16 protein-coding genes, 3 tRNA genes and 1 other RNA gene are annotated in these 25,505 nt (G+C 65.9%); 12 read left to right on the top strand and 8 right to left on the bottom strand.

From position 1 onward, the window contains the following. Positions 1–13 precede the first annotated feature (13 nt). From RR42_RS13380 to RR42_RS13365, 4 genes are all read left to right on the top strand, one after another. On the top strand, positions 14–1,066 hold the full coding sequence (locus RR42_RS13380) for a microcin C ABC transporter permease YejB (protein ID WP_043347554.1): 1,053 nt from the start codon (positions 14–16) through the stop codon (positions 1,064–1,066). Continuing rightward, positions 1,063–2,190, top strand: a complete 1,128-nt coding sequence (locus tag RR42_RS13375) for an ABC transporter permease (RefSeq protein WP_043347552.1) — start codon at positions 1,063–1,065, stop codon at positions 2,188–2,190. Before RR42_RS13380 ends, RR42_RS13375 begins: the two co-directional genes overlap by 4 nt. Positions 2,191–2,249: 59 nt before the next feature. After that, positions 2,250–3,932, top strand: a complete 1,683-nt coding sequence (locus RR42_RS13370; protein ID WP_052494800.1) for an ABC transporter ATP-binding protein — start codon at positions 2,250–2,252, stop codon at positions 3,930–3,932. Between the two features lie 286 nt (positions 3,933–4,218). Continuing rightward, positions 4,219–4,905: a C40 family peptidase gene (locus tag RR42_RS13365; RefSeq protein ID WP_043347549.1), complete on the top strand. Its 687-nt coding sequence runs from the start codon at positions 4,219–4,221 to the stop codon at positions 4,903–4,905. An 80-nt stretch (positions 4,906–4,985) separates the two neighbouring features. Here RR42_RS13365 and RR42_RS13360 read toward each other — a convergent pair whose 3' ends face one another. Beyond that, positions 4,986–5,936 carry a patatin-like phospholipase family protein gene (locus tag RR42_RS13360; protein ID WP_043347546.1) on the bottom strand — a complete coding sequence of 317 codons (951 nt, stop codon included), beginning with the start codon at positions 5,934–5,936 and terminating at the stop codon, positions 4,986–4,988. Positions 5,937–6,184: 248 nt separating this feature from the next. On the opposite strand from RR42_RS13360, the gene gltX reads away from it, so the two are divergent. The 4 genes from gltX (at position 6,185) to RR42_RS13340 (ending at position 8,279) form a co-directional block, all read left to right on the top strand. Continuing rightward, positions 6,185–7,591 carry a glutamate--tRNA ligase gene (gene gltX / locus RR42_RS13355; RefSeq protein ID WP_043347543.1) on the top strand — a complete coding sequence of 469 codons (1,407 nt, stop codon included), beginning with the start codon at positions 6,185–6,187 and terminating at the stop codon, positions 7,589–7,591. A gap of 281 nt (positions 7,592–7,872) precedes the next feature. Beyond that, positions 7,873–7,948: transfer RNA gene (locus RR42_RS13350), tRNA-Ala, on the top strand. Between the two features lie 110 nt (positions 7,949–8,058). Continuing rightward, a tRNA-Glu gene (locus RR42_RS13345) sits at positions 8,059–8,134 on the top strand. A gap of 68 nt (positions 8,135–8,202) precedes the next feature. Beyond that, positions 8,203–8,279 (top strand) — tRNA-Asp (locus RR42_RS13340). Between the two features lie 250 nt (positions 8,280–8,529). On the opposite strand, the gene RR42_RS13335 is transcribed toward RR42_RS13340, so the two are convergent. The 6 genes from RR42_RS13335 to trxA all read right to left on the bottom strand — a co-directional run bounded on the left by RR42_RS13335 (position 8,530) and on the right by trxA (position 15,125). After that, positions 8,530–9,882 (bottom strand): MATE family efflux transporter, encoded by a 1,353-nt coding sequence (locus tag RR42_RS13335; RefSeq protein WP_063778416.1) that lies wholly within the window; start codon positions 9,880–9,882, stop codon positions 8,530–8,532. 24 nt (positions 9,883–9,906) lie between these two features. Beyond that, positions 9,907–11,694 (bottom strand): ArnT family glycosyltransferase, encoded by a 1,788-nt coding sequence (locus tag RR42_RS13330; protein ID WP_043347540.1) that lies wholly within the window; start codon positions 11,692–11,694, stop codon positions 9,907–9,909. A 187-nt stretch (positions 11,695–11,881) separates the two neighbouring features. Continuing rightward, complete coding sequence (locus tag RR42_RS13325; protein ID WP_006157720.1) at positions 11,882–12,145, bottom strand: type B 50S ribosomal protein L31; 264 nt, start codon at positions 12,143–12,145, stop codon at positions 11,882–11,884. 243 nt (positions 12,146–12,388) lie between these two features. After that, positions 12,389–13,243 (bottom strand): M90 family metallopeptidase, encoded by an 855-nt coding sequence (locus RR42_RS13320; RefSeq protein ID WP_043347538.1) that lies wholly within the window; start codon positions 13,241–13,243, stop codon positions 12,389–12,391. Positions 13,244–13,347: 104 nt separating this feature from the next. Beyond that, the gene (rho, locus tag RR42_RS13315; protein WP_043347534.1) at positions 13,348–14,610 is read right to left on the bottom strand and encodes a transcription termination factor Rho; all 1,263 of its coding nucleotides are present in this window, start codon (positions 14,608–14,610) and stop codon (positions 13,348–13,350) included. A 188-nt stretch (positions 14,611–14,798) separates the two neighbouring features. Continuing rightward, complete coding sequence (trxA, locus tag RR42_RS13310; RefSeq protein ID WP_010814265.1) at positions 14,799–15,125, bottom strand: thioredoxin TrxA; 327 nt, start codon at positions 15,123–15,125, stop codon at positions 14,799–14,801. Between the two features lie 531 nt (positions 15,126–15,656). Here trxA and RR42_RS13305 point away from each other — a divergent pair. The 3 genes from RR42_RS13305 to RR42_RS13295 all read left to right on the top strand — a co-directional run bounded on the left by RR42_RS13305 (position 15,657) and on the right by RR42_RS13295 (position 22,567). After that, on the top strand, positions 15,657–15,923 hold the full coding sequence (locus RR42_RS13305) for a hypothetical protein (protein WP_043347532.1): 267 nt from the start codon (positions 15,657–15,659) through the stop codon (positions 15,921–15,923). A gap of 114 nt (positions 15,924–16,037) precedes the next feature. Next, complete coding sequence (locus RR42_RS13300; protein ID WP_043347529.1) at positions 16,038–18,953, top strand: PD-(D/E)XK nuclease family protein; 2,916 nt, start codon at positions 16,038–16,040, stop codon at positions 18,951–18,953. Next, complete coding sequence (locus RR42_RS13295) at positions 18,950–22,567, top strand: UvrD-helicase domain-containing protein (protein ID WP_043347527.1); 3,618 nt, start codon at positions 18,950–18,952, stop codon at positions 22,565–22,567. The genes RR42_RS13300 and RR42_RS13295 overlap by 4 nt, the downstream gene beginning before the upstream one ends. Before the next feature lie 183 nt (positions 22,568–22,750). Here the strand turns inward: RR42_RS13295 and ffs are convergent. Next, an RNA gene (gene ffs, locus RR42_RS38120) (signal recognition particle sRNA small type) lies at positions 22,751–22,849 on the bottom strand. A 116-nt stretch (positions 22,850–22,965) separates the two neighbouring features. Here ffs and RR42_RS13290 point away from each other — a divergent pair. Next, on the top strand, positions 22,966–25,485 hold the full coding sequence (locus tag RR42_RS13290; RefSeq protein ID WP_043347524.1) for an adenosylcobalamin-dependent ribonucleoside-diphosphate reductase: 2,520 nt from the start codon (positions 22,966–22,968) through the stop codon (positions 25,483–25,485). Positions 25,486–25,505 lie beyond the last annotated feature (20 nt).

Genomic DNA, 25,505 nt, shown 5'->3' with positions numbered 1-25,505 from the left:
ACAAGGAAACAAGATGCTCGCCTATCTGCTCAAGCGCGTACTGTTGATGATCCCGACCCTGCTCGGCGTCATTACGCTGACGTTTGCGGTGATCCAGTTCGTGCCGGGAGGCCCGGTCGAACAAATGATGCTGGAGCTCAAGGGGCGAGGTGGCGGTGGCGGCGAGGCCAGCGGCGGCGGCGCGGAGTATCGCGGCCGGCGCGGCGTTGACCCCGACAAGATCAAGGAAATCCAGGCCTTGTACGGCTTCGACAAGCCGCCGCTGGAGCGCTATTTCATGATGCTCAAGCGCTTCGCCCGGTTTGATCTGGGGCAGAGCTATTTTCAGCACCGCAGCGTGTGGGAGCTGGTGAAGTCGAAGATGCCGGTCTCTGTCAGCCTGGGCCTGTGGACGTTCTTCCTGACCTACCTGATATCGGTGCCGCTCGGCATATCCAAGGCGATCCGGGCGGGCAGCCGCTTCGATGTCGTGACCAGCATGGTGGTGCTGGTGGGTTATGCCATTCCAGGCTTCGTGCTGGGCGTGTTGCTGTTGGTGCTGTTCGGAGGCGGCACCTTCGTGCAGTGGTTCCCCTTGCGCGGCCTCACGTCGGACAACTGGGACCAGCTCACGCTGATGGGCAAGGTGATGGATTACCTGTGGCACCTCGTGCTGCCGATCACCGCCTCGGTGGTGGGCAGCTTCGCGGTCGTCACTATGCTGACCAAGAACGCATTCCTGGAGGAGATCCGCAAGCAGTACGTCCTGACCGCCCGCGCCAAGGGGCTGGCGGAGCGCCGCGTGCTCTGGAAACACGTCTTCCGTAACGCGCTGATTCCGCTCGTGACCGGTTTCCCGGCTGCCTTCATCGGCGCTTTCTTCACCGGCTCCCTGCTGATCGAAACCCTGTTTTCGCTCGACGGGCTTGGCCTGCTGTCCTACGAGGCGGTGCTGCGGCGGGATTATCCTGTTGTGCTGGGCACGCTCTACCTGTTCACCTTGATCGGCCTGGTGACGCGGCTGATCTCCGACGTTTGCTATGTGATGGTTGACCCGCGCATCCACTTCGAGGCGGTGCACCGATGAAATTCAGCTCGCGCGCGCTCCCCAACGGGCTGCCGCATTCCCTGTCGCCGCGCCAGCGCGCCTGGCAGCGCTTTCGCCGCAATCGCCTGGGCTACTGGAGCCTGATCCTCTTCGTCGCCATTTTCCTGCTGAGCATGGTCGCCGAGACCTTGTCCAGCGATCGGCCGCTGGTGGTGAAGTACAAGGGCGAGTGGTATTTCCCCATCGTCAAGACCTATGCCGAGAGCACCTTCGACGGGGACTTTCCCACCAAGGCGGACTATCTCGATCCGTTTATCCGCGACCGCATCACCAGCAACGGCAATTTCGCCATCTTCCCGCCCAACCGGTACTCGTACGACTCGATCAACTATTTCTCCAAGGAGCCAAATCCGGCGCCGCCTTCCGCGGAGAACTGGCTGGGCACCGATGACCGCGGGCGCGATGTGCTGGCGCGGCTGCTCTATGGGTTCCGCGTTTCGGTGCTGTTCAGCCTGGCGCTGACGTTGATCGGCGTGGTGATCGGCACCTTGACGGGCGCGCTGATGGGTTTCTTCGGCGGGCGCTTCGACCTGATCTCGCAGCGCGCCATTGAGATCTGGAGCTCGATGCCCGAGCTCTACCTGCTGATCATCTTCGCGTCCATTTTCACGCCGAGCCTGGCGCTGTTGATCATCCTGCTTTCGCTGTTCGGCTGGATGGGCTTGTCCGACTACGTGCGCGCCGAGTTCTATCGCAACCGCTCGCTCGACTACGTCAAGGCGGCGAGGGCGCTGGGACTGTCCAATGTGCAGATCATGTGGCGCCATATCCTGCCCAACAGCCTGACACCGGTCATCACCTTCCTGCCATTTCGCATGAGTGCGGCCATCCTGGCCCTGACCAGCCTCGACTTCCTCGGCCTTGGCGTGCCACCCACCACGCCGAGCCTGGGCGAGCTGCTGGCGCAAGGCAAGGCCAACCTCGATGCCTGGTGGATCTCCCTGTCGACCTTTGCCGTACTAGTGGTGACGCTGCTGCTGCTGACGTTCATGGGCGATGCGCTGCGCGACGCCTTTGATACGCGCCTGGGCCTGGCCCAGCTGCGCGGCCGTGTCGAGCCGAAGGCGCCAGAGGGTTCTCCCGCGGCCGAGGCGGCGTCATGAGCGCAATGCAACAAGCCACGCAGGTCACACTGGCCACGCAAGCCAGCGCCAACGATCCAATGCAACCCGTGCAAGCCAAGGGGGATGCCGGCGGCCCGCTGATGTGCATCGAACGCTTGTCAGTCACTTTCGGTCATGGTGAGGATGCCACCCGGGCGGTGCGCGATGTCAGCTTCGACCTGCGTGCCGGCGAGCGCTTCGCGCTGGTGGGCGAGTCAGGCTCGGGCAAGACTGTCACGGCGCTGGCCATGCTGCGCCTGGTGGACGATGCGCGTTACCAGGGCTCGGTGCGCTTCGAGGGGCGCGACCTGCTCAAGGTGTCGGAGCGCGAGATGCGTGGCATCCGCGGCGCTGACATTGCCATGATCTTCCAGGAGCCGATGACCGCGCTCAACCCGCTCTACACGATCGGCAACCAGATCGTGGAGACGCTGGCGTTGCATGAGGGCCTGGACCGCCGCGCGGCGCGTGAGCGCGCCATCGCGCTGCTCGAGCGTACGGGCATCAGCGACGCGGCGCACCGTTTCGACAGCTTTCCCCACCAGCTTTCGGGCGGCCAGCGCCAGCGCGCCATGATCGCCATGGCGCTTGCCTGCCGGCCCAAGCTGCTGCTGGCCGACGAGCCCACCACGGCGCTGGACGTCACCATCCGGGTGCAGATTCTGGAGTTACTGCGCGACCTGCAGGCGGAGTTCGGCATGGCCGTGATGTTGATCACGCACGACCTCAACCTGGTCCGGGCCTTCGCCCAGCGAGTGGGGGTGATGGAGAAGGGCGTGCTGGTTGAGGTTGGCGAGACCGCCTCGGTATTCGCGGCGCCCCAGCATCCCTATACCCGCAAGCTGATCGACAGCCGGCCGCGGCGCGAGGTGCTGCCGCTGGTGCCGCTAGCTCCCGTGTTGCTGGAGGCGCGCGGCTTGTGCGTGAACTATGCGCGCAAGCGCCGTGGCCTGGCAGGATGGTTTGGCCGCGACCAGTTTGCCGCCGTCAAGGACGTGAATTTCTCGCTGCGCGAGGGCGAGACTATCGGCATCGTGGGCGAGTCGGGTTCCGGCAAGACCACGTTGGCCCATGCCGTGCTGAACTTGCAGCGCCGCAGCGCCGGGGATATCCAGTTCCTGGGCAAGAGCCTGGACGAGGTCTCCCGGCGCGAGCGCAGCACCTTGCGCTCGCGCCTGCAGGTGGTGTTCCAGGACCCGTTCGGCTCGTTGTCTCCGCGCATGACCATCGAGCAGATCGTGGGGGAGGGCCTTGCCCTGCACCAGCCTGGCTTGTCGCGTGATGCCATGCGCCAGCGCGTCACCGAGGCGCTGCGAGAGGTTGGCATGGACCGCACCGCCCTGGGGCGGTATCCGCACGAGTTCTCCGGCGGCCAGCGCCAGCGCGTCGCCATTGCCCGCGTCCTGATCCTCAAGCCACAGGTGCTGGTGCTCGACGAACCCACATCGGCACTCGATGTGTCCATTCAGCAGCAGGTGCTGGCGCTCCTGACGCAGTTGCAGCGCAAGTACAACCTGAGCTATCTCTTCATCAGCCACGACCTCGCGGTGATCCGCGCCATGGCGCACCGCGTCATCGTGATGAAGTCCGGCGAGGTGGTCGAGGCGGGCGATACCGAGACCGTCCTGGGTGCTCCGCAGCACGCATACACCCGCAAGCTGATGATCGCGGCAGAAATTGGTGCGAGCGATCCGACACTGCCGCAAATTGGTGCAGGCGCACTCAGGGTGTCACCCGATTGACTCGCGGTTGACATAATCAAACCGAGAAAGCATCTGCGACTTTCGTCGTATAGCCTTGATTGCAAAGCGTTTTATTTGAATTTTGTAACGAACTTTGACATGTGGATGACAACCTTATACCATCCGGCGAGAACTATTTTCGGGGGTGGTTCGCGCGTCGCTTATGCGTGTGGCGAGTGGTTTGCATCACTTGGTCCGCTTTTTGCGTGCGAGTCATCCCATTGATTTCAAGCCCGCCCGGTGCGTTTTCCCGGGGCCGGTCAAGAACGATTCATCAGGAGAACCAATGCAGCGAATGCTTCATTCCCTGGCGCGCGGCGCCGTAGGAATTGCCATTGCCTGCGGTGCCACTCTATCGAATGGAGTGCTGGCTGACACGGTCTTCAAGGATCCCGATGCCCGTATCGATGCACGTACCGAACTGAGTGCGGACCCCCATCCGGAAGGCAAGCGTGGCTTGCTCTCTTCGGTCATGAGTTCCACCAGCCATGTGGCCAGCAAGGCCGGCGACCTGGTCATGAATGCCCTCGGGCTGATTGGCGTGCGCTACCGCTTCGGAGGCAACAGCCCCGAATCGGGCCTGGACTGCAGCGGCTTCGTTCGCTACGTGTTCAATGACACCTTTGGCTTCGTGCTGCCGCGCCGCTCGGTCGAGATGAGCCAGGTCGGCACCACCGTGGCATCCAACGACCTGCGCCCCGGCGATCTGGTGTTCTTCAACACCATGCGCCACACCTTCTCGCACGTTGGCATCTATATCGGCGACAACAAGTTCGTGCACGCACCGTCCACCGGCAGCAAGATCCGCGTTGACGACATGCGTGCCTCGTATTGGGTGACGCGCTATAACGGTGCGCGCCGTATCGACGACGCGCCACAGGACAGCGGCAGCGCCAACAACCTTGGCAATATGGTCGAGACCCTGAAGCGTTTCGATCCGAATGCAGTGAACCGCCCGCTCTACGGCGGCTGACCGGCGCGCGGACGCGGTCCGCGCCAGTCAAGGAAAAAGGACTGCCACGCAGTCCTTTTTTCGTTGGTGCTGCCGGCTCCCTACTGCGCGGCTACGGTGCCGGCGGGCCGCAGCCGCGACTGGGCGAGCTTGTCGCGCAGGTTCGCCATGACGGCGGCGGCGGCTTGCTCGCCGGCCAGGATGGCACGGTTGCGTGAGTTGAAGTCGCTGCCGCCCATGTCCGGCAGGTCGGGGCGGATCACGATGTCGGCCCGCGCCAGCGCCATCTTGCTGATCGACTGCCCCATGATGGCGGTGGTCTGCAGCAATACCCCGCTCTGGCCATTGCTTTTCTGGCTGGAAGGCTCGGCGGAGATATTCACGGCAATCACGAAGTCCGCGCCCATGGTGCGCGCGGAGTCCACCGGCACGGGCTCGACCAGGCCGCCGTCCACATAGTCGTGTCCCTGGATCGAGACCGGCTGGAACACCCCCGGCACGCTACTCGACGCGCGCACCGCCTGGCCTGTGTTGCCGCGCCGGAACAGGATGCCCTGGCCCGTCTTGAGATCGGTGGCGACGATGCCCAGCGGCAGCTTCATGGACTCGATGGGGCGATTGGCGATCAGCTTGTTCACATAGTTCTGCAGCGCCTCGCCCTTGAGCCAGCCGCCGAAGCGGGTGCCGAAGGGCAGGGCCCAGTCGGCGATGGCAGCTTCGTCCATCGTCAGCGCCAGCTTGTTGAGCTGGAAGCCGCTCATGCCAGACGCGTAGAGCGCCGCGACCACCGCGCCAGCGCTGGTGCCGGTGACGAGGTCCGTGTGGATGCCTTGCGCCTCCAGCGCCTTGATCACGCCGATATGGGCGAAGCCGCGCGCGGCGCCGCCGCCTAGCGCCAGGCCGATCCTGATCGGGCGGGGTGGCACCACAGGCACCAGGGTCGGCGCGGCCGGTGTTTCCGGCGTGGCGGAGAGGGTGCCCGGCTTGGGGCCAAAGGAGCAGGCCGCCAGCAGTGCTGCCGCGCCGGCGCCAAGGAAATTGCGTCGTTGCATGGATAACCGAGGGAAGGGAAGTGGCGCATTAGGCGCGGCCAGCGTCGCGACGGCGGGAATGTGCCGTCCGCGCTAGCTACGCGCCCAGCGCGACAGCATTCAGACCGGGCAGAGCATAAATGATTCCGCGCGGCCGGGCACCCCGGCGCCGGGTGGGGCGGGATGCCACGCCCTGCTTGCTATAATGTGGCGATCCTACACCCAGGCCTGCGCGCATTCGTGCGCGGGCTTTTTTGTTTCATTCCTCTATGACACAACAACGCGTCCGCACCCGCTTCGCGCCGAGCCCGACCGGCTTCATTCACCTCGGCAATATCCGCTCCGCGCTCTATCCCTGGGCCTTTGCGCGCCGCATGAAGGGCGATTTCATCCTGCGCATCGAGGACACTGACGTCGAGCGTTCTTCGCAGGAGTCGGTGGACGTGATCCTGGAAGGCATGGCCTGGCTCGATCTCGATATCGACGAAGGCCCGTTCTACCAGATGGAGCGCATGGACCGCTATCGCGAGGTGGTCAAGCAGATGCTGGACAGCGAGCTGGCCTATCCCTGCTACATGAGCACCGAAGAGCTGGACGCGCTGCGCGACGCGCAGCGCGAGCGCGGCGAGAAGCCGCGCTACAACGGGTTCTGGCGTCCCGAGCCGGGCAAGGTCCTGCCGGCGCCGCCGGCCGGCGTGCAGCCGGTGATCCGCTTCAAGAACCCGATTGGCGGCAGCGTGGTCTGGGACGATGCGGTCAAGGGCCGGATCGAAATCTCCAACGACGAACTGGACGACCTGGTGATCGCGCGCCCGGACGGCACGCCGACCTATAACTTCTGTGTGGTGATCGACGATCTCGACATGCGCATCACCCACGTGATCCGCGGCGACGACCACGTCAACAACACCCCGCGCCAGATCAACATTATCCGCGCACTGGGTGGCGTTGCCCCCGTGTACGCGCACTTGCCGACCGTGCTCAACGAGCAGGGCGAGAAGATGAGCAAGCGCCATGGCGCCATGCCCGTGACCGGCTACCGCGACGAAGGCTATCTGCCCGAGGCCGTCCTTAATTATCTGGCCCGCCTGGGCTGGGCACATGGCGACGCCGAGATCTTCTCGCGCGAGCAGTTCGTTGAATGGTTCGACCTGGAGCACCTGGGCAAGTCGCCGGCGCAGTACAACCCGGAGAAGCTGGCCTGGCTGAACAACCACTACATCAAGGTAGGCGACAACGCGCGCCTGGCCGGCTTGACCCAGCCGTTCATCGAGGCGCTGGGCGGCAAGGTGGAGGGCGCAAGCCTGGAGGGTGTCATCGGGCTGGTGAAGGACCGTGCCAATACCCTGAAGGACGTGGCTCAGGCCGCGCTGCTGTTCTACCGTGGCGAGCCGCAGCCGGATCCGGCGCTCAAGGCAGAACACCTCAACGCCGACATCCTGCCGGCACTGCAGGCCCTGGCCACGCGGCTGGCGGCACTCGGCGAGTGGAAGCGCGAGGAGATCAGCGCGGCCTTCAAAGCGGTGCTGGCCGAATTCGGCCTGAAGATGCCCAAGCTGGCTATGCCGGTCCGCCTGCTGGTGGCGGGGCAGTTGCAGACGCCTGCCATTGATGCCGTGCTGGAGTTGTTTGGGCGCGATACGGTGCTGCGCCGCATCCAGGCCGGGCTAGCCTGAAATAATTTGAAGAAATTCCTGACAGGGGCTTGCGCTCCTGTCAGGAATTCAGCATAATCTTGTTCTCCCTGCAGCGCGGACAAAAACCAAGCGGGCAAAACAGATGGAAGCGATAAGAAGTAATCCCGCAGTAATGTGGATCGCAGAAAAAAGTTAAAAAAGGGGTTGCAAAAAAGCAAGGTTGTTTATATAATCTTGTCTTCGCTGAAACGAAGACAACAAACGCGAAACGCTGCGAAAGCAGCGGTAGCAAAAAGAAGTAGGCGGTAACGTAGTACCATGGGGCTATAGCTCAGCTGGGAGAGCGCTTGCATGGCATGCAAGAGGTCAGCGGTTCGATCCCGCTTAGCTCCACCAAAATGCCGGAAGTTTCGAGTGTGATAAATCGAGGCTTCCAGGGTGTTGTGAAGGTCTGGTTGTTGAGATTTTCACAGTGCCAGACGAAATAAGTCGAAAGACAAGTTTCTGTCCCCATCGTCTAGAGGCCTAGGACATCACCCTTTCACGGTGAGTACAGGGGTTCGAATCCCCTTGGGGACGCCAAATAACGAACGTAACCAAACGTTCGAGTTGTCGTCGAAAGCATCGCTGTCGATGATAAGTAAGAGTATGGAGTGGTAGTTCAGTTGGTTAGAATACCGGCCTGTCACGCCGGGGGTCGCGGGTTCGAGTCCCGTCCACTCCGCCAAAACTAAACCCGCATGGTTATGCCATGCGGGTTTTTTCTTTTGCTGTCCAGCATTCTCTCGAGCAGTTTCCGATAATCCCTGCTACTTGATTCAGTTCGCGCGCGATGGTTGCGCGGCGACATTATGTCGGGCCTCGCCTGCTCACCGGGCAGGCATTATCACGCTGTGGCTGGCGGCGGTCCGCCCTTGTTCGGCTATATGCCCTCGTCGCGGCGGAGATAATCCATCCGCTGCGTGTTCCAGGCTTGCTCAGATTGCACGGCGCCGGCTGACTGTGGCGAAGTAGCGCACCAGCAGCGAGCCGGCGATGGCCAGGCTGATGCTGTTAGCCAGCCAGAACCCCGCGGCTCCCCGCGTGAAGGCGGGCAGGGCGTCGATCAGGCCAAAGCCCAGCACGTAACCGCCCCCCAGGCCGACTCCCCAGAGAGACGCCGCGTAGATCAAGGTCGGCACCAGTGCGATCTTGTAGGCGCGCAGGATGAATGCCGTCATGACCTGGACTGCGTCGAATGCCTGGTAGAAGGCGATGAACAACATGAGAGGAAGGGCGGCGCGTACCACTGCAGGATCCTTGGCGTAGGCATGCAGCAGGGGTTCTCGCAGGATCCACAGCAGGCCACCGACCATGATCGCCAGCGTAGCCGCCAGGCAGATGCCGTGGCGGGCAATGCGGCGTGCGCTGTCCTGGTCGCGCGCGCCGATGGACTGCGCTACCAGGGTGGAGGTGGCGATCGCCAGCGACAGCGGCAGCATATAGGCCACCGCCCCCAGGTTGGCAATGATCTGGTGGCCAGCCAGCACCACGGTACCCATGCGCGTGATGAAGATCGACATCAAGGTAAACGAGGTGATCTCGATCAGGTAGGTCAGCCCCATCGGCACGCCCAGGCGCAACAGTGCCCGGATCGGCCGCGCTTGCGGCCACGCCCAGCTGGAAAAGATCTGCAGAGTGCGGTAGGCCGCGTTGCGCCGCAGGATCATGATGCCGGAGATGCACCAGATCCAGCTGATCAGCGCCGAGGCCAGCGCGCAGCCCGGCCCGCCCATCGGCGCCAGGCCGAAGCCACCGTCGATGAACCAGGCATTGAGCGGAATCTTTACCACCAGCCCGACGAGCTGCAGTACGGTCACCATGACCGGGCGCGACAAGGCGTTGTTGAGTGCCGAGTAGATGCGAAAGCCCAGTGCGGCCGGCAAGCCAAAGGCCTGGATATGCAGGTAGTGCGTTGCCTTCTCGACCAGCTCCGGCGGTGCCTGGGCAAACTCCAGCAGCGGGCCGGGGAACAACAGCAGCAACATGCCGGGGATCGCCAGCGCCAGTCCCAGCCAGGCGGCCTGTCTGACTTCATTGCCAATTTCCGCCGCGCGCCCGGCGCCATGGAGCTGACCGGCGATCGGTGCAAGCGCCTGCAGCACGCCCATCAAGCTGATGTAGACCGTGATGTAGATGGACCCGCCCAGCCCCACGGCGGCCAGGTCGATGGCAGAGGCTCGCCCGGCCATGATGGTGTCGATCACGCCAAAGGCGATCACCGCAAGCTGGCCGACCAGGACCGGTGCGGCCAGCACGGAAATGCGGCGGATATCGTGGAACATGTTCATGCGGGCAGGCGTGGCGCCGCCACCTCAGGGGTGGCTTGGCAGCCGACGTCCGGGCAGGCTGGGCCGGGGCGGCGCGACCCGGGACATATCGACCAGGCGATACATGCGAAAACGCTCGTCGCGATCGGAGGGGCGCCGGCCTTCCCAGATCAGGCGCCATTCAAAGTGCGAGATGCTGGTAGGTTCGCCGTAGTCGACCGGGTCGTGGCGCAGCAGGACGTCGCAGCCGTCATCCGGGCCGCCGAAGCGGATATGGCCGAAATAGGCAAACGACGCCAGCTGCGCGTCGCCCATACGAATCGGCTGCACACAGTTATACGCCGTGGGCAGCGCCATCGAGGCGGCCTGGGCCACGTCGCGATAGGTCTTGCCGTAGTTGATCGATGGCAACCACAGCGTCATGGCCAGCACCCACATCAGCGTGGTGCCAGCGGCCGAGATCACCACCGGGCGCCAGATCTGCTTAGGCGCGCGCGACAGGCGCCAGCGCACGATCAGGATCCAGGCTGCCGTCACCAGCAGCGCATAGACGATCGCACTGACGGTGAAGTCCTGCTGGAAGCCCGGCAGCAGGCGGTAGATATTGGCGGCGACGCGCGGAGGCTGGCCCGTCGTCCTGGCGATCCACATGAACCAGACGAAGCCACCGAAGATGGTGAAGAACAGCAAGGCGAACCAGTCGATCGCGTTGATGGCGGCGCGCGTGAGCGTCGGCAACCCGAACGCGGCAAGCACGGCCATCGGCGGCAGCAGTAGGATGAACTGTACGTCGCCCGGCGCACGCAGCAGAAACAGCAGCAGCAGCGGTGGCAGCAGCATCGCCAGGGGCAGCGCCACATGCGGCGCACGGCGCATGCCCGACCAGCTCAGCCAGGCCCAGCAGGCAATTGGCCACACCGGCCAGGTAAACAGCAGCAGGTTGCGTGCGATGAAGTTGAGCGCAGCGGCGTTCGGCGCGCCGTAGGTGCGGCGATCGTAGCGCGACCACTCGCGGATGAAAGTCACGGCGTCGTTGTGGTCGGTCGCGCCGAAGTAGGCGGCGGCCATCCAGGCTGCCACCAGCGCCAGCGCCAGCGGCACGCTTGCCAGCAGCACGCGCGGCAGGGGCAGGGGCTTGCAGGCCAGGCCGCAGATGATGACCGACGCCAGCAAGACCAGCGGGATGACCGGCCCGCTGGACAGGGTCAGTGCGCCCAGCCCGACGCCCAGCCAGATACCACCCTGGATTGGCTTGTCCAGGCTGCGGACCATGCCATACAGGCTCATGGCGACAAAGCAAACTTGCCCAACCTGTGGCGTGGTTTCGTGGCCGCGCATGGCCAGGCCTACGCAGGCCAGGAAGATCAGCAGGGCGCCGTCGGCCAGCGTGCGGCCGTAGTCGCGCGCGTTGGGCTGGCCGCCAAAGACATAGGCGAAAGGCTGCACCTCGGCGCGCCGGCCGAGCAGGTAGGTTGCGTACCAGATCAGTGAGCAGGTGCCGAAGTAAAAGAGTGCCGTGGCGATGCGCGACGCGTCCGGCGCGCCGAGCCAGCCGCCAAACAGGCGGATCATCAGGGCGCCAACCCAGAATACCAGCGGGCCGTCTTCACCATAAGGGCGGCCCACGATATTGGGCATCAGCCAGTCCTGGGTGCCGCCGGTGGCCAGTTGCCACATTACGCCGAAGCCAGCCGCATCCTCGTTTTTCCACGGATCGCGGCCGAACAGGCCAGCCAGGCCGTAAATGATGCAGATGGCCAGCAACAGTGCGCGCGGAAGCGTACCGGTGGCGGCTGCGGTCAGGTGGACACGGGAAGTCTTGGCTGCGCTCATTGATTGGAGGGTCTAGGGGGCCGCCGGGGCGGGGCGCTCCCGGTTAGCTGCGTCCGGAGGGCGCCGGTTGGTGCCGATCGCGCGGAGGCTGCAAAAGCAAAGAGGCAGCCGATGCTGCCTCTTTGCTTGGGTGCGCGGCGCCGGAGCATTTTGTCCGAGGCCATGCAGCGAGCGGGCTCGCGGCGAATTACTTCGCGGTGAGCTTGTTCAGCTTGCTGCCGAACTTCTGGCGGAACTTCTCGACGCGGCCGGCCGTGTCCATGATCTTCTGGGTGCCGGTGTAGAACGGGTGCGATTCCGACGACACTTCGATCTTGGCCAGGGGGTATTCCTTGCCGTCGCGGGTGATCGTGTCGCGCGTCTGGATGGTCGAGCGGGTCACAAAGCTGAAGTCGTTCGACACGTCGAGGAATACGACTTCGCGATAATTCGGGTGAATGCCTTCTTTCATGGTGTTTCCTTTCAGGTTGGGTAGCCAGTCCGTTGTTTGCCGTGCTGCTGCTGCTGCCATTGCCAAAAGCGCGAAAAAAAGCGCCAGAAACTGGATGCGCTGATTGCACTGGCAGCGTTGCGGCGAACGAACCACTTGCCGATAACGGACAATCCGGGATTATCGCAGAAAAACAAAAAGCTGGGCAAGTTTTGAGTGCGCGATGCGCACGGCGGCCGAGGGTGGCGAAAGGTTGGTCTTCGATCACATTGAGGCCGGATCCTGGCGATAAAACGCCGCGAGTGAATCATAGAGAACCGGCCAGTGCCTGCGAAGGCCGGTCGGCTCGACAAAGAAGGTCTCCGAGGCCACGGCGAAGAACTCGCTTGGCGCCTCGCAGCCATATGGGTCGATCACCCGCAGCGCCGGCGGCAGCCGTTCCGGATGGTCCCAGGCATGGTCGGACTGCTGCTCGCAGGCGTCCGCGAAGCGGTCGTACTCGGTAAGGAAGGACTCGGCCCATTGCTCGCGGTCGATGCCCGGATGGAGCACGCGTGAGAAGGGCGGCACGCCGTCCGGCTCGCCGTCGAGCATGTCGAGCTTGTGGGCGAACTCGTGGATGACTACGTTGTAGGTGTCATCGGGGTGGTGGGCATGGCGTGCATTCAGTCCGGCGCCGGGGGTCTGCACATCAGGCCAGGAAAGGATGACCGGTCCGTGTTCCCAGGCTTCACCACTGGCTTCCTCGACCACGCCATGCACCAGCCCGATCTCGTCCTCGACGGTGCGGCGGATGACGAAGTCACCGGGGTAGAGCACAATGCCGCGCCACCCGCGATACCACTCGATGCCCAGCTTGAGAATGGGCACGCAGGCTTGCAGCGCGACGCTCGTCACCATCTCGTCGGTGAGCGGCAGGTCGTGCGCGGTTGAGTATTCCTTGTCGGCGATGAACAGGGTGGCGAGCTCGCGCAAGGTGGCGAGATCGGCGGCGCCATAGCGCTGCACGAACGGCAGCGTGGCCACCGTGTGCGCCCACAGCGCATCGGGAATGGCGTAGTGTTCGAGTTTGCGCACGCGCGAGCGCGCACGCAGGAAGTGGCTCAGTCGGCCGAACATGGGACTCCTGCAGGCACGGGGCGGAAATGCAAAAGGGCGCGCCGAGGCGCGCCCTTCCAGTGCATTGCCAGCGCGCGAACCGCAGCGCGCGGCATAGCGAACGATCAGCCGCCTCTGCGCATCATATCGAAAAACTCGGCGTTGTTCTTGGTCGCCTTCATCTTGTCGAGAATGAACTCCATGGCCTGCACTTCATCCATGTCCGAGATGAACTTGCGCAGCACCCAGACCTTTTGCAGGATCTCGGGCTTGATCAGCAGTTCTTCGCGGCGCGTGCCGGACTTGTTCAGGTTGATCGACGGATAGACGCGCTTTTCCGCCAGGCGGCGTTCCAGGTGCACTTCCATGTTGCCGGTGCCCTTGAACTCTTCGTAGATCACGTCGTCCATGCGGCTGCCCGTTTCGATCAGCGCGGTGGCGATGATGGTCAGCGAGCCGCCTTCTTCCAGGTTACGCGCAGCGCCGAAGAAGCGCTTGGGGCGTTGCAGCGCGTTGGCGTCCACACCACCAGTCAGCACCTTGCCCGAGGCCGGCACCACCGTGTTATAGGCACGTGCCAGGCGGGTGATCGAGTCCAGCAGGATCACCACGTCGCGCTTGAGTTCGACCAGGCGCTTGGCCTTTTCGATCACCATTTCAGCGACCTGCACGTGGCGGATGGCGGGTTCGTCGAAGGTCGACGCCACCACTTCACCGCGCACCGAGCGCATCATTTCGGTCACTTCTTCCGGGCGCTCGTCGATCAGCAGCACGAACAGGTCCGCTTCCGGATGGTTGTTCGCAATCGCGTGGGCGATGTGCTGCAGCATCACGGTCTTGCCGGACTTGGGCGAGGACACCAGCAGGGCGCGCTGGCCACGGCCAATCGGCGCGATCATGTCGATGATTCGGCCGGTGATGTTTTCCTCGGCGCGGATTTCGCGCTCCAGCGTCAGCGGCCGGTTCGGGTGCAGCGGCGTCAGGTTCTCGAACATGATGCGGTTCTTGACCGCTTCAGGCGCTTGACCGTTGACCTTGTCCACCTTCACCAGTGCGAAATAGCGCTCGCCGTCCTTGGGGGTCCGTACTTCGCCCTCGATCGTGTCGCCGGTATGCAGGTTGAAGCGGCGGATCTGCGAAGGGCTGATGTAGATGTCGTCCGTGCTTGCCAGGTAGGAGGTCTCGGGCGAGCGCAGGAAGCCGAAGCCGTCCGGCAGGACTTCCAGGGTGCCGTCACCAAAGATGATTTCGCCCAGCTTGGCGCGCTTCTTCAGGATCGCAAACATCAGCTCCTGTTTGCGCATCCGTTGTGCGTTGTCGATCTCGAGGGTCGCGGCCATTTCGAGAAGCGCAGACACGTGAAGCGATTTGAGTTCTGTCAGGTGCATAGACGAGGGGTACAGAGGCGCCCGGACGGGCTGGACCTAAAGGAGGGGGAGGAAATGAGCGAACGCTCGGGGAAGTTGTTGATGCCATCTTAGCACAATCCGGACGGTGCGCCAGGGAAGGCGCACGCACGTCGGATTGTGGCTACACCGGGGGAGCGCCTGATGGCGCCGCGCCCCGGGCCGGCGTATTACAGATTGCCGTCGAGGAATGCGGTCAGTTGCGACTTGGACAGCGCGCCGACCTTTTGCGCGGCAACCGCGCCATTCTTGAACAGGATCAGCGTGGGGATGCCGCGAATGCCGAACTTGGCCGGCACTTGCTGGTTCTCATCGACGTTGATCTTTGCGATCTGCAGCTTGTCGCCGTAGTCTTTGGCCACTTCGTCCAGGATTGGGGCGATCATCTTGCAAGGACCGCACCATTCTGCCCAGAAGTCGAGCAGGACAGGCTTGTCGGACTGGAGCACGTCTGCGTCGAAGGAGGCGTCGCTCACATACTTGATTTGTTCACTCATGGCGGAAAACCTCTGGTTTCGCTCTGTTTAATTTAAAGGCGGGATTTGCCGAACCGCTACATTACACGAGTTTGCGCCTACCCGTAGGCGGGCGCCTTACCCGGTGCGGGCTTGTCCCGAGCGACGGGACAGCCATGACTGGCGGGATGTTGCTCATATATTACCAGTTGATGGGAATTCAATACCCTGCTCATCAACCTCACGGTGCGCTGCCGTACGCGGAGATGAAACCCGGCCGATGCGGCTGCGTGTAGCGCCATTCTGCCCGCGAATCCAAGCCTGGTGGGTTCATTGTATTAATCGGCGCAAGAGCTTTTATCAATCGGGGGCCGCGCCGAAGTTCGCCGAGAGGTGCTCGATGTGTGACTTATAGGTAACGCCATTTATGCTTCGACATGCGGCGCGAGGGCTTTGCGCAAACGCAATCCAATGCGATGCAAAGGTCGCGCGGCGCCCCCGGGCGCGTAGAATGGAATCATGCGCCCGGCCTCGGCCCGGCGCCTTCCCGCGCAACAGACAAGGCTACAGACCATGACGCCAGACACCCCTTCCAAGCCGGATCCGCAGCAACCCCCCGAAGTGGAACACTTGAGCGACGCGCTGGAGCACATCAATGCGGCAGTCGAGCAGGAGAGCATTGCCGGCGGCGCTGCCAAGGGCCTCCTTTACAGCGTCATAGAGACCCTGGGCGCGCTCGTGGGCGACCCCGACCTGCCAGAGCACGCACGCTCCGGCTACCAGGGCCTGCTGGAGACCGCGCGCGAAATCCGCTCGCGCCTGGAGGCCGGCAGCCACTGAAGGTTCTCCGGGCTCTGAGGGCATCGCGCATCCCGTGCGCGATGCCCGGCTGTGCGCGCTGACCGGCGCGCGCTTTCTCGCCATGGCATCCGATCCGGCCGTCACTCTCGCTTCATGACCTCGCTGCAATTTCGTCCCGGCCCCGACTTCCTGCCGCAGGCCGCCGCCGCGGCCTGGTATTTCCTCGACCATTGCGGGGAGCAGCAAGCCGCCGCGCATGTGGTGGTGCCCACCGCGGCGCAGATCCCCGGCGTGCGCCAGGCGCTGGATGCCGCCGCGCGCGCGGCCGGCAAGCCGCGGCTGCTGCCGCGGGTCGTCACCATTGGCCACTGGCTGCTCGACTTGCCGCCCGACCCGATCCCGGTGCGCAGCCATGCGGCGCGGCTGCTGGCCGTGCAGCAGGCCATCCGTGCGCAGGACTGGCTGCGGCGCGCATTTGGCGCGCAGACCGAGGCCGCGGCGTGGGGGTTGGCGCAGACGCTGCTCGCCATCAGCGATGAACTGAGCGCGCGCTGGCTCGACGATGACGCCATCCGCGATGAAGACGTCGATGGGGACGATCGCGCGGCCCTGCTGCAGGGCGCGCTGGAGCGGACCTACGCGCATCTGTCTTCCCGCTTCCTCGGTGAGGAGGCGCGCATCGTGATGGCCTTCTGGCAAGCCTTGTCCGGCCCGGACGATCCGCTGCCCGCGCGCCGGCGCGCGCTGCACCGGCTGGCCCAGCACCTGGACGGCCCGGTCATCTGGCTCGGGCCAACGCCGCCCCAGCCGATCGAGGAAGCGTTCCTGCGGCAGGCCGCCGAGCTCGTGCCGGTGATCCGCATCGGCTACGACTGGACTGCGCAGTCCGCGCAGGCGCCGAGCGGCGCGCTTGATGCCGGTTTGGGCGATGAGGACGGGGAGCCCGACTGGTACGACACCTTGCTGGCACTGTGGCCCGAGGCGCGGCTGCCTGGCCCGAATGAAGCTGCCGCGCGCCGCGCGCCACGCAGCCTGCCGGCCGAGCGCCCGCGCGTGCGCGTGATCGGCAGCGCGCGCTTCGAGGACGAGGCCGGCGCTGCCGCCGGGCAGCTGGTGCAGTGGCTCAACGAAGGCCGCCGCCACGTGGCGCTGGTGGCGCACGATCGCGTAGTGGCGCGGCGCGCGCGCGCGTTGCTGGCGCGTGCCGGCGCGCCGGTGCGCGACGAAACCGGCTGGAAGCTCTCGACCACGCGCGCCGCGGCTGCGCTGATGCGATGGTTCGACCTGCTCAACCAGGACGGCGATACCTCTGCCCTGCTCGACCTGCTGAAGAGCCCGTTTTGCCTGCCAGACTTTGCATTGCGCGGGGAGGCCATTGCCGCGCTGGAGCGGCAGATCCGGCGAGACGGCATCAGCGGTGGCTGGCGCCGCTTGCAGCAGCGCTTCCGCCCCGATACGGCTGACCAGGCCAGCGGCGATGGCAATGCCGGCGACGCCGCGCAAGACGACGCGCGCCGCGCCGCCCGGCAGGCCGCTTGCGAGCTGGTGCAGCACCTTGCGGCCGAAGCCGGCGCCTGGCCGCGCGGCAACGCACAGCACCCGGTCTCGACCTGGCTGGAACGCCTCGATGCCACGCTGGATGTGCTCGGCATGCGCGAGGCCTTGTCTGCCGACGATGCGGGCACACAACTGCTCGATGCGCTGGCGCGTCTTGCCGACCTGCCGCAGGACGAGACCGGTGCGCTGGCCACACTCGATCTCGGCGAATTCCGCTCCATGCTGTCAGCCTTGCTAGAGTCGGTTGCCTACAAGGAGCCCTCGGCCAGCGGCGCCGCGCGCATCACGATCCTGCCGCTTAACGGCGCGCGCATGCGCCGCTTCGATGGGGTCGTGGTGGTGGGGTGCGATGACACGCAGCTTCCCTCCAGCGCGGCCGAGCTGATGTTCTTCTCCAACCAGATGCGGCGTGAGCTCGCACTGGAAGACCGCGAGGTGCGCTTCGCCCAGCAGGCGCGAGACCTGGCCGAGGTCCTGCTGAACAACGACGACGTGGTGCTCACCTGGCAGCGCCTTGGCGCGCGTGGCGAGCCCAAGCATGTGTCGGGCTGGATCGAGCGGCTCAGCGCGCTGTGCGCGCGCGCGGGCGCGCCGATCGAGGCGAGCGCGTTGCCGGTGCTGCACGAGACCTTCGCCGAGGTGGACGGCATGCCCGCGCCGGCGGCATCGGAGCTGGTGCCTTCGCGCTGGAGCGCGCAGGCGTACAACATGCTGCGCCGCTGCCCCTACCAGTTTTTTGCCGGCCGCATGCTCGGGCTGGCGGGGCTGGAAGTCGTCAGCGACGACCTGGAAAAACGCGACATCGGCGAGCTGCTGCACCGCGTGCTGCTGCGTTACCACCGCGAAGCCTCGCAGGACGGCTTGCGCCGTGAAGATGCTCGGCTGGCGCGCCTGCGCGAGATTTCCGATCACGAGTTCGGCGCGCTGATGAAGGAAGACGGCAACGCCATCGGCTACTACCGCCGCTGGTGCGAAGTGCTGCCATCCTACGTGGCATGGCAGGCGGAGCGCGAGGCGCAGGGCTGGTTCTGGGACGATGGCGAGCTCGATGCCACTGTCGACCTGCCCATGCCCGACGGCCAGCCGCTGCGCGTCAATGGCCGCATCGACCGGCTGGATCGCGCGCGCGACGGCAGCCGCGCGGTGCTTGATTACAAGACCCAGACCGTGCTGCGCTTGAAGCGCAAGGTCGGGGACGTGGAAGAGGATTGCCAGTTGCCGTTCTATGGATTGCTGCGCGCCGACGTTGCCGCTGGCAGCTGGGTGGCGCTCGAAGGCGCGAAGGACGGGCCGCCGGCGCCACAGCGCGAAGTGAGCCTGCCTGACTTCGACGCCGCAGTGGTGTGGCTCGAACAACAATTGCGCAGCGACGTGATGCGCCTGCGCCAGGATGCGCCGTTGCCGGCCTTCGGGGACGCCAGCGCGTGCACCTACTGCACCGCCCGCGGCTTGTGCCGCAAGGGCTTCTGGGAAAGCACGGCGTTGCCGCCGGGGATAGGGGGCCGCGCATGAGCATCCACGCCTATTTGCGCGATGGCCAGCCGGTGGCCGAGGCCGAGTTCACGCGCGCGGCCTGCGACCCCGCCAGTTCCGTGGTGGTCGAGGCTTGCGCGGGCAGCGGCAAGACCTGGCTGCTGGTGGCGCGCCTGCTGCGCCTGCTGCTGGCCGGCGCGGCGCCGCACGAGATCCTCGCCATCACCTTCACGCGCAAGGCCGCGGAGGAAATGCGCGAGCGCTTGCTGGAAGTGCTCGCGCAGCTCGCGCGCGACGATGACGACGCGGTGATCGCCGCGCTCACGCAGCGCGGGCTGTCGCCCGATGCCGCACGCGCCGCGCTGCCGCGCGCGCGCGGCCTGCATGCACAGGTGCTGGCCGCGCCCGGGCGCATGGCCATCGATACCTTCCATGGCTGGTTTGGCACGCTGCTGCGCGGCGCGCCGCTGGCGTCGGGCATCGTGCCGGGCGCCACGCTGCGCGAAGATGCACTGCGCATGAAACGCGAGGCCTGGGCGCCGTTCTGGCAGGCCCTGGCCACGCCGCCGTATGCCAACCTGCGCGCAGCCTTCGAGCGGCTGGTGGATGCCATCGGTGAGTTCCAGGCGCGGGCCTTGCTCGACGCCATGTTCCATGCCCGCAGCGAGTGGTTTGCGTTCCGCGAAAGCGCTGATCCCGCCGAGGCGCTCGCCGCGGACCTGGGCGAGGATGCCCAGGTCGACGTGCTGCTGGACGTGCTGGCCGATGACGGCTGGCTTGACGCTTGCCAGGGCCTGGCGTCGCAACTGGGCCGGGGCGGCAAGACCGAGCAGGCTCACGCTACGCGCCTGGCCGATGCGATCCTGGCGATCCGCGCGTGGCGCGAGGCGGGCGCCGAAGGGGGCGAGCCGGCCGAGCGCACCTTCGCGATATTGCGCGACGCGTTTTTTACCGCCGCCGGCAAGCCGCGTTCGCTACGCGCCACCACGGCGCTGACCAAGGCACTGGGCGGCGAGGCGATGGTCGATGCGTTCCTCGCCGAGCACGGCGACATGTGCGCCGCGCTGGAGCAGGTCGCGCAACGCCGCTGCGAGGCCGCGGTGCTGGCGGTCAACCTGGCGCTGTACGAACTGGGCGATGCGCTGCTCACGCGTTACCAGCACCATAAGTCCGAACAGCGCGCAATGGACTTCGCCGACCTCGAGTGGCTGGCCGCGCGGCTGATGCGCGACGAAGAGACCGCGACCTACCTGCAGGTCCGGCTCGATGCGCGCTACCGCCACCTGTTGCTTGACGAGTTCCAGGACACCAACCCGCTGCAATGGCGCATCCTGCAGGGCTGGCTGGCCGGCTACGCAGGCCTGGGCGAGCGGCCCACGGTATTCCTGGTGGGCGACCCCAAGCAATCGATCTATCGCTTCCGCCGCGCCGATGCGCGCCTGTTCCAGGCCGCCGGCGAGATGCTGCAGTCGGGTTTCGGTGCCACCGTGCTGCGGACCAACCGCACCCGCCGTAACCGCCCGGAAGTGCTCGATTGGGTCAACGCGGTGTTCGACACCGCGCGCGCCGACGGGCGTTATGCGCTGTTCGAGACGCAGACGACCGCGCTGGACGAGCCCGGCGGCCCGGTGTGGCTGTTGCCGCTGGTCGAGCCCGAGGCGGAGCCGGCACCGCAGGACGATGCGGCTAGCGATGACGATACGGCCGCGCGGGATCCCGCCACGCACCGCGATACGCTGACGCAGCCGCGCCAGCACGAGGGCGATTCGCTGCGGCTCGAAGAGGGCCGGCGCGTGGCGGCCTGGCTAAAGCATGTCCGCGCCACGGTGCCGGTTGCCGACAGCGATGGCCCGCGGCCCGCGCGCTGGAGCGATGTGCACTTGCTGGTGCGCCGCAAGACCCATCTGGCGGAGTACGAGCGCGCTTTCCGCGAGGCTGGCATTCCCTGCCTGAGCCCGCGCCGCGGCGGTTTGCTAGCCACGCTGGAAGCGCTCGACCTGTCCGCGCTGCTGGCGTTCCTGATGACGCCGGAGTCTGACCTGGACCTGGCCCATGTGCTCAAGAGCCCGCTGGTGGGCGCGACCGACGAGGACCTGATCGCCATCGCGCAGATGGCCCAGGCGCGCGAGCCGCGGCCAGGCTGGTGGGCCTGCCTGCGGGAGCAGGGGCTGCCGGAGTTCGGCAGCCCGGCACTGCGCGATGGCGTCGCGCGCCTGCGCCACTGGCTGGAGGTGGCACCGCATCGGCCGGTGCATGACCTGATCGACCACATCTACCATGGCGGCGAAGTGCGCCGGCGCTATGCCGAGGCCGCGCCGGCCGAGATCCGCGACCAGGTACTGGCCAACCTCGATGCCTTCCTCAAGCTCTCGCTCGACCTCGATGGCGGGCGCTACCCGAGCCTGCCCAAGTTCATCGACGAGTTGCAGGAAATCCGGCGCGGCGAAGAAGGCGAAAGCCCGGATGAAGGCGGCATGGCCGATAGTGCCGAAGACGCGCAAGGCGAGGCCGATGCCGACGACGCCACCGACAATGCGCTGGACGCGGTCCACATCCTCACCGTGCACGCCGCCAAGGGGCTGGAGGCGCCGTTCGTCGTGCTGCTGGACGCCAACCACAGCGACGCCGCCGCGGACCGGAGCGGCATCCTGATCGACTGGCCGCCGTCCTCGGCCGTGCCGGTGCATTTTTCCGCCTATGGCAAGCGCAGCACGCGCGGGCTCGCTCGCGCGCCGTTGTTCGAGGCTGAGGCTGCCTTGGCCGAGCGTGAGAACTGGAACCTGCTCTATGTAGCGATGACGCGCGCGCGCCAGGGGTTGCTGGTGAGCGGCGTCAAGGGGCGCGCATCGCGCAGTGCCGACAGCGCCGAGGGTAACCGCGAGATCGCCGGTAGCTGGTATGCGCGGCTGTTGGCAGCCGGGGTCGGCGCGGAAGTCGAGCCGTTCCCGGCGGCGACCGCGCAGGACGTGGCGGATGCCGCCGCCAGCCATGATGCGCGCGTGCGCTTTACCGATTTTCGGCAGCGTTACCGTGAGGCGGCCGAGAGCCTGGCGCCGGTGCTGGCGTGGGAGGACGAGGAAGCGGAGCAGGGCGCCGCCACGGGCGAGGACGGCGACCACACGATCGTGTTCGATGCCGACGCGGCGCGCCATGGCGAACTGCTGCACGCGCTGCTGGAACGCGTGACGCGCTACCCGGAGGCGTTCGAGGGCCTGCCTACGCCCGAGGTGGTGATGCGCTGGTTCCCGCTGGCAGGTGCCGGCACGGCGCAGGCGCGCACGCTGTGGCGGGAGCAGGCGCATGCCGCGGTCGAAGGCGCGCGATTGATGCTGGAGGCGCCGGCATTGCGGCCGTTGCTGTTCCCGCAGGGCGCGCTCAGCGCCCGCAACGAGGTCGAGCTTTACGATGCGCGCGGCCGCCTGCTGCGGATCGACCGCCTGGTGGAGTTTGCCGATCGGGTGGTGATCATCGACTACAAGCTGCGCCTGCTGCCGCAGGAGCACGCGGCCTACGCGCAGCAGCTCGCGGGCTATGTGGCAGCGGTCAGGCCCATGTTCCCCGGGCGGCGGGTCGAGGCCGGCGTGGCCACGGCCGACGGGGAGTGGATTGCGGCGGATGCGCTGCAAACGTCGCGCCAGGGCACGCTGTTCTAAGCGAGTCCTGGATCATGGAAAACGGGAGGGCATTGCGTGGATGCGGATTCAGCGAGGCCCTGCCGAACACTATGCCATCGGCAGCCTGATGCGCAGACTTGAAGAAAGCGCGATGATGCGAGGGGAGGTTACTGCCGGACAACTGCGGCTGGATGGCTGCGGAATACAGCTGGGGGATGTTAGGGGGACGAGCCTGACCCTCGGCACTGGCGGAAAACGGCTGTGGCTGCTTCGTTCCCGACCTGACCAGGTTGACCGCGCCACCATGCGAGGAGGCCCGTCCGGTCGGCATTGTAACCCAGCGCGGGCGGGTCCGGCAGTTTTCCGCGAAATTGATTGCGTAAATTGATTGAGTCGCTTGATTGAGCCATGCAACCCAGACACCTGTGAGATCCACGATGAATGCCAAAGACCAGATGCTCCGCGCCACGCTGCCGCCCCAGGACATCTCCACGGAAGTCCTGCTGGAGAAGTACGCCAAGGGTGAGGAGGCGACCGCTGCCGACGTGCGCCAGCGGGTGGCGCGCGCGCTGGCCGAGGCAGAGCCCGAGGCGCAGCGCGCGCAATGGGCTGAGCGCTTCCTGTGGGCGCAGGAGCAGGGCTTCGTACCGGCGGGGCGCATCAACTCGGCGGCCGGCACGCGCATCGAGGCCACGCTGATCAACTGCTTCGTGCAGCCGGTGGGGGACTCCGTGTCCGAGGTGCGTGACGGCAAGCCGAGCATCTACACCGCGGTGGCGCAGGCGGCGGAGACCATGCGGCGCGGCGGCGGCGTGGGCTACGACTTCTCCGCGATCCGCCCAGCCGGTGCGCTGGTGAGGGGCACGCACTCGCGCGCTTCGGGGCCCGTGTCGTTCATGAAGGTGTTCGATGCTTCCTGCGCCACGGTGGAATCTGCCGGTTCGCGCCGTGGGGCGCAGATGGGCGTGCTGCGCTGCGACCACCCGGATATCGAGACCTTCATCCACGCCAAGGACCGCGGCGAGCTGACCAACTTCAATATCTCGATCGGCGTCAGTGATGACTTCATGCGCGCAGTCGAGGCCGATGGCGAGGTCGAGCTGGTGCACGAGGCCGAGCCCGCGGCGGAAACCATTGCCGCGGGCGCTTACCGGCGCGACGACGGCCAGTGGGCCTATCGCCGCGTGCCGGCGCGCCAGTTGTGGGACCAGGTGATGCGGGCTACCTACGACCATGCGGAGCCCGGCATCCTGTTTTTGTCGCACATCAACGACGACAACAATCTCTATTACTGCGAGCGCATCGAGGCCACCAATCCTTGCGCAGAGCAGCCGCTGCCGCCCTATGGCTGCTGCGACCTCGGCTCGATCGACCTGACCCGTTTCGTGCGCCAGCCCTTTGGCGCGGACAGCCGCTTTGATTTCGAAGCCTTCGCCGAGGTGGTGCGGCTGGCGGTGCGCATGCTCGACAACGTGCTCGATATCACCTACTGGCCGTTGCCGGAGCAGCAGGCCGAGGCGCACGCCAAGCGGCGCATTGGCCTGGGCTTTCTCGGGCTGGGCAGCGCGCTGGTGATGCTGGGCATCCGCTATGACGCCGAGGCGGGGCGCGCGCTGGCCGCGCGCATCGCGCAGACCCTGCGCGACACTGCCTACCTGGCATCGGCCGGGCTGGCGCGGGAGAAGGGCGCCTTTCCCCTCTTCAAGGCCGAGGCCTACCTGGCCAGCGGCTTCGCGCGGCGCTTGCCGGGCGCGGTGCGCGAAGCCATCGGCCGCGACGGCATCCGCAACTCGCACCTGCTGTCGATTGCCCCGACCGGCACCATCACGCTGGCGTTCGCCGACAACGCGTCCAACGGCATCGAGCCCGCTTTTTCGTGGACCTACAACCGCAAGAAGCGCATGGCCGACGATAGCTACAAGGTGTTCGAGGTGGCGGACCATGCCTGGCGCCTTTATCGCCACCTCGGCGGCGATATGGCGCAGTTGCCTGACAGTTTTGTCACGGCGCTGCAGATGTCCGCGCTCGATCATATGAAGATGCTCGAGGCGGTCCAGCCCTATATCGACACCAGCATCAGCAAGACAGTGAACGTGCCTGAGGATTATCCATACGAGGCCTTCCGCAACCTTTACCTGGAAGCCTGGCGCGCGGGGCTGAAGGGGCTTGCCACCTACCGCCCCAATAGCGTGCTGGGCGCGGTGCTGTCGGTGACGCCGCCGCCGGCCGGCGCCCAGGCTGCGCCCGCCATGCCCGCTGTGACGGACGACCCGCTGCGCAAGCCATTCGCGAGCCGGCCCGTGGGCGACCTCGAAGGGGTGACCTCCAAGGTCGAGTACATGACCTATGAGGGGCACAAGACGGTCTACCTGACGGTCAATTTCATGCGTGTGGCCGGCCAGCTTGACGGCAAGCCGGTGGCCGTGGAGCGTCCGGTGGAGTTTTTCATGCCGGCCGGGCAACGCAACGACGGCCAGCAGTGGATCACGTCCACCATGCGGCTGCTGTCGATGGTGGCGCGTTCCGGGGGCTCGATCGCCAAGGCCTTGGCCGACATGCGCAATGTCGTATGGGATAAGGGCACGGTGCGCTATGGCACGCTGACGCGCCAGGACGGCACCGAGGTGCCGCGCTTCCACGATTCCGAGGTGGCGGCGATCGGGTATGCCCTGCAGCGCATCCTGATCAAGCGGGGTTTCCTCGATGCCGAGGGCATCCAAGTGCCGGTGGCGGCGCTTGCGGCCCGCCTGGCCGGGCTGGAAGGGCTGGAAGGGCCTAGTGGGGGTGCCGTTGACCGTGGTGGCGCGGCCCCGGCAGCGGGTGGCGCTGGCATGCCGGCCGCCGGGATGGGGCTGCGTTCGGGCAAGCCGTGCCCGGAGTGCGGCGCCCATGCCCTGCACAAGGTCGATGGTTGCGCCAAGTGCGCCAACTGCGGGTATGTCGGGGAATGCGGCTAGGGGCCTGGGGCGCAGGGCAA

It is taken from the genome of Cupriavidus basilensis, from assembly GCF_000832305.1.
Taxonomy (GTDB): domain Bacteria; phylum Pseudomonadota; class Gammaproteobacteria; order Burkholderiales; family Burkholderiaceae; genus Cupriavidus; species Cupriavidus basilensis_F.
The sequence above is the reverse complement of the archived record's forward strand: the minus strand, read 5'-3'. Positions and strand labels throughout refer to the sequence as shown.

Coding starts and splice junctions, on each gene's coding strand:
- RR42_RS13380 (WP_043347554.1), top strand. CDS start 14: ATGCTCGCCTATCTGCTCAAGCGCGTACTGTTGATGATCCCGACCCTG.
- RR42_RS13375 (WP_043347552.1), top strand. CDS start 1,063: ATGAAATTCAGCTCGCGCGCGCTCCCCAACGGGCTGCCGCATTCCCTG.
- RR42_RS13370 (WP_052494800.1), top strand. CDS start 2,250: ATGCAACCCGTGCAAGCCAAGGGGGATGCCGGCGGCCCGCTGATGTGC.
- RR42_RS13365 (WP_043347549.1), top strand. CDS start 4,219: ATGCAGCGAATGCTTCATTCCCTGGCGCGCGGCGCCGTAGGAATTGCC.
- RR42_RS13360 (WP_043347546.1), bottom strand. CDS start 5,936: ATGCAACGACGCAATTTCCTTGGCGCCGGCGCGGCAGCACTGCTGGCG.
- gltX (WP_043347543.1), top strand. CDS start 6,185: ATGACACAACAACGCGTCCGCACCCGCTTCGCGCCGAGCCCGACCGGC.
- RR42_RS13335 (WP_063778416.1), bottom strand. CDS start 9,882: ATGAACATGTTCCACGATATCCGCCGCATTTCCGTGCTGGCCGCACCG.
- RR42_RS13330 (WP_043347540.1), bottom strand. CDS start 11,694: ATGAGCGCAGCCAAGACTTCCCGTGTCCACCTGACCGCAGCCGCCACC.
- RR42_RS13325 (WP_006157720.1), bottom strand. CDS start 12,145: ATGAAAGAAGGCATTCACCCGAATTATCGCGAAGTCGTATTCCTCGAC.
- RR42_RS13320 (WP_043347538.1), bottom strand. CDS start 13,243: ATGTTCGGCCGACTGAGCCACTTCCTGCGTGCGCGCTCGCGCGTGCGC.
- rho (WP_043347534.1), bottom strand. CDS start 14,610: ATGCACCTGACAGAACTCAAATCGCTTCACGTGTCTGCGCTTCTCGAA.
- trxA (WP_010814265.1), bottom strand. CDS start 15,125: ATGAGTGAACAAATCAAGTATGTGAGCGACGCCTCCTTCGACGCAGAC.
- RR42_RS13305 (WP_043347532.1), top strand. CDS start 15,657: ATGACGCCAGACACCCCTTCCAAGCCGGATCCGCAGCAACCCCCCGAA.
- RR42_RS13300 (WP_043347529.1), top strand. CDS start 16,038: ATGACCTCGCTGCAATTTCGTCCCGGCCCCGACTTCCTGCCGCAGGCC.
- RR42_RS13295 (WP_043347527.1), top strand. CDS start 18,950: ATGAGCATCCACGCCTATTTGCGCGATGGCCAGCCGGTGGCCGAGGCC.
- RR42_RS13290 (WP_043347524.1), top strand. CDS start 22,966: ATGAATGCCAAAGACCAGATGCTCCGCGCCACGCTGCCGCCCCAGGAC.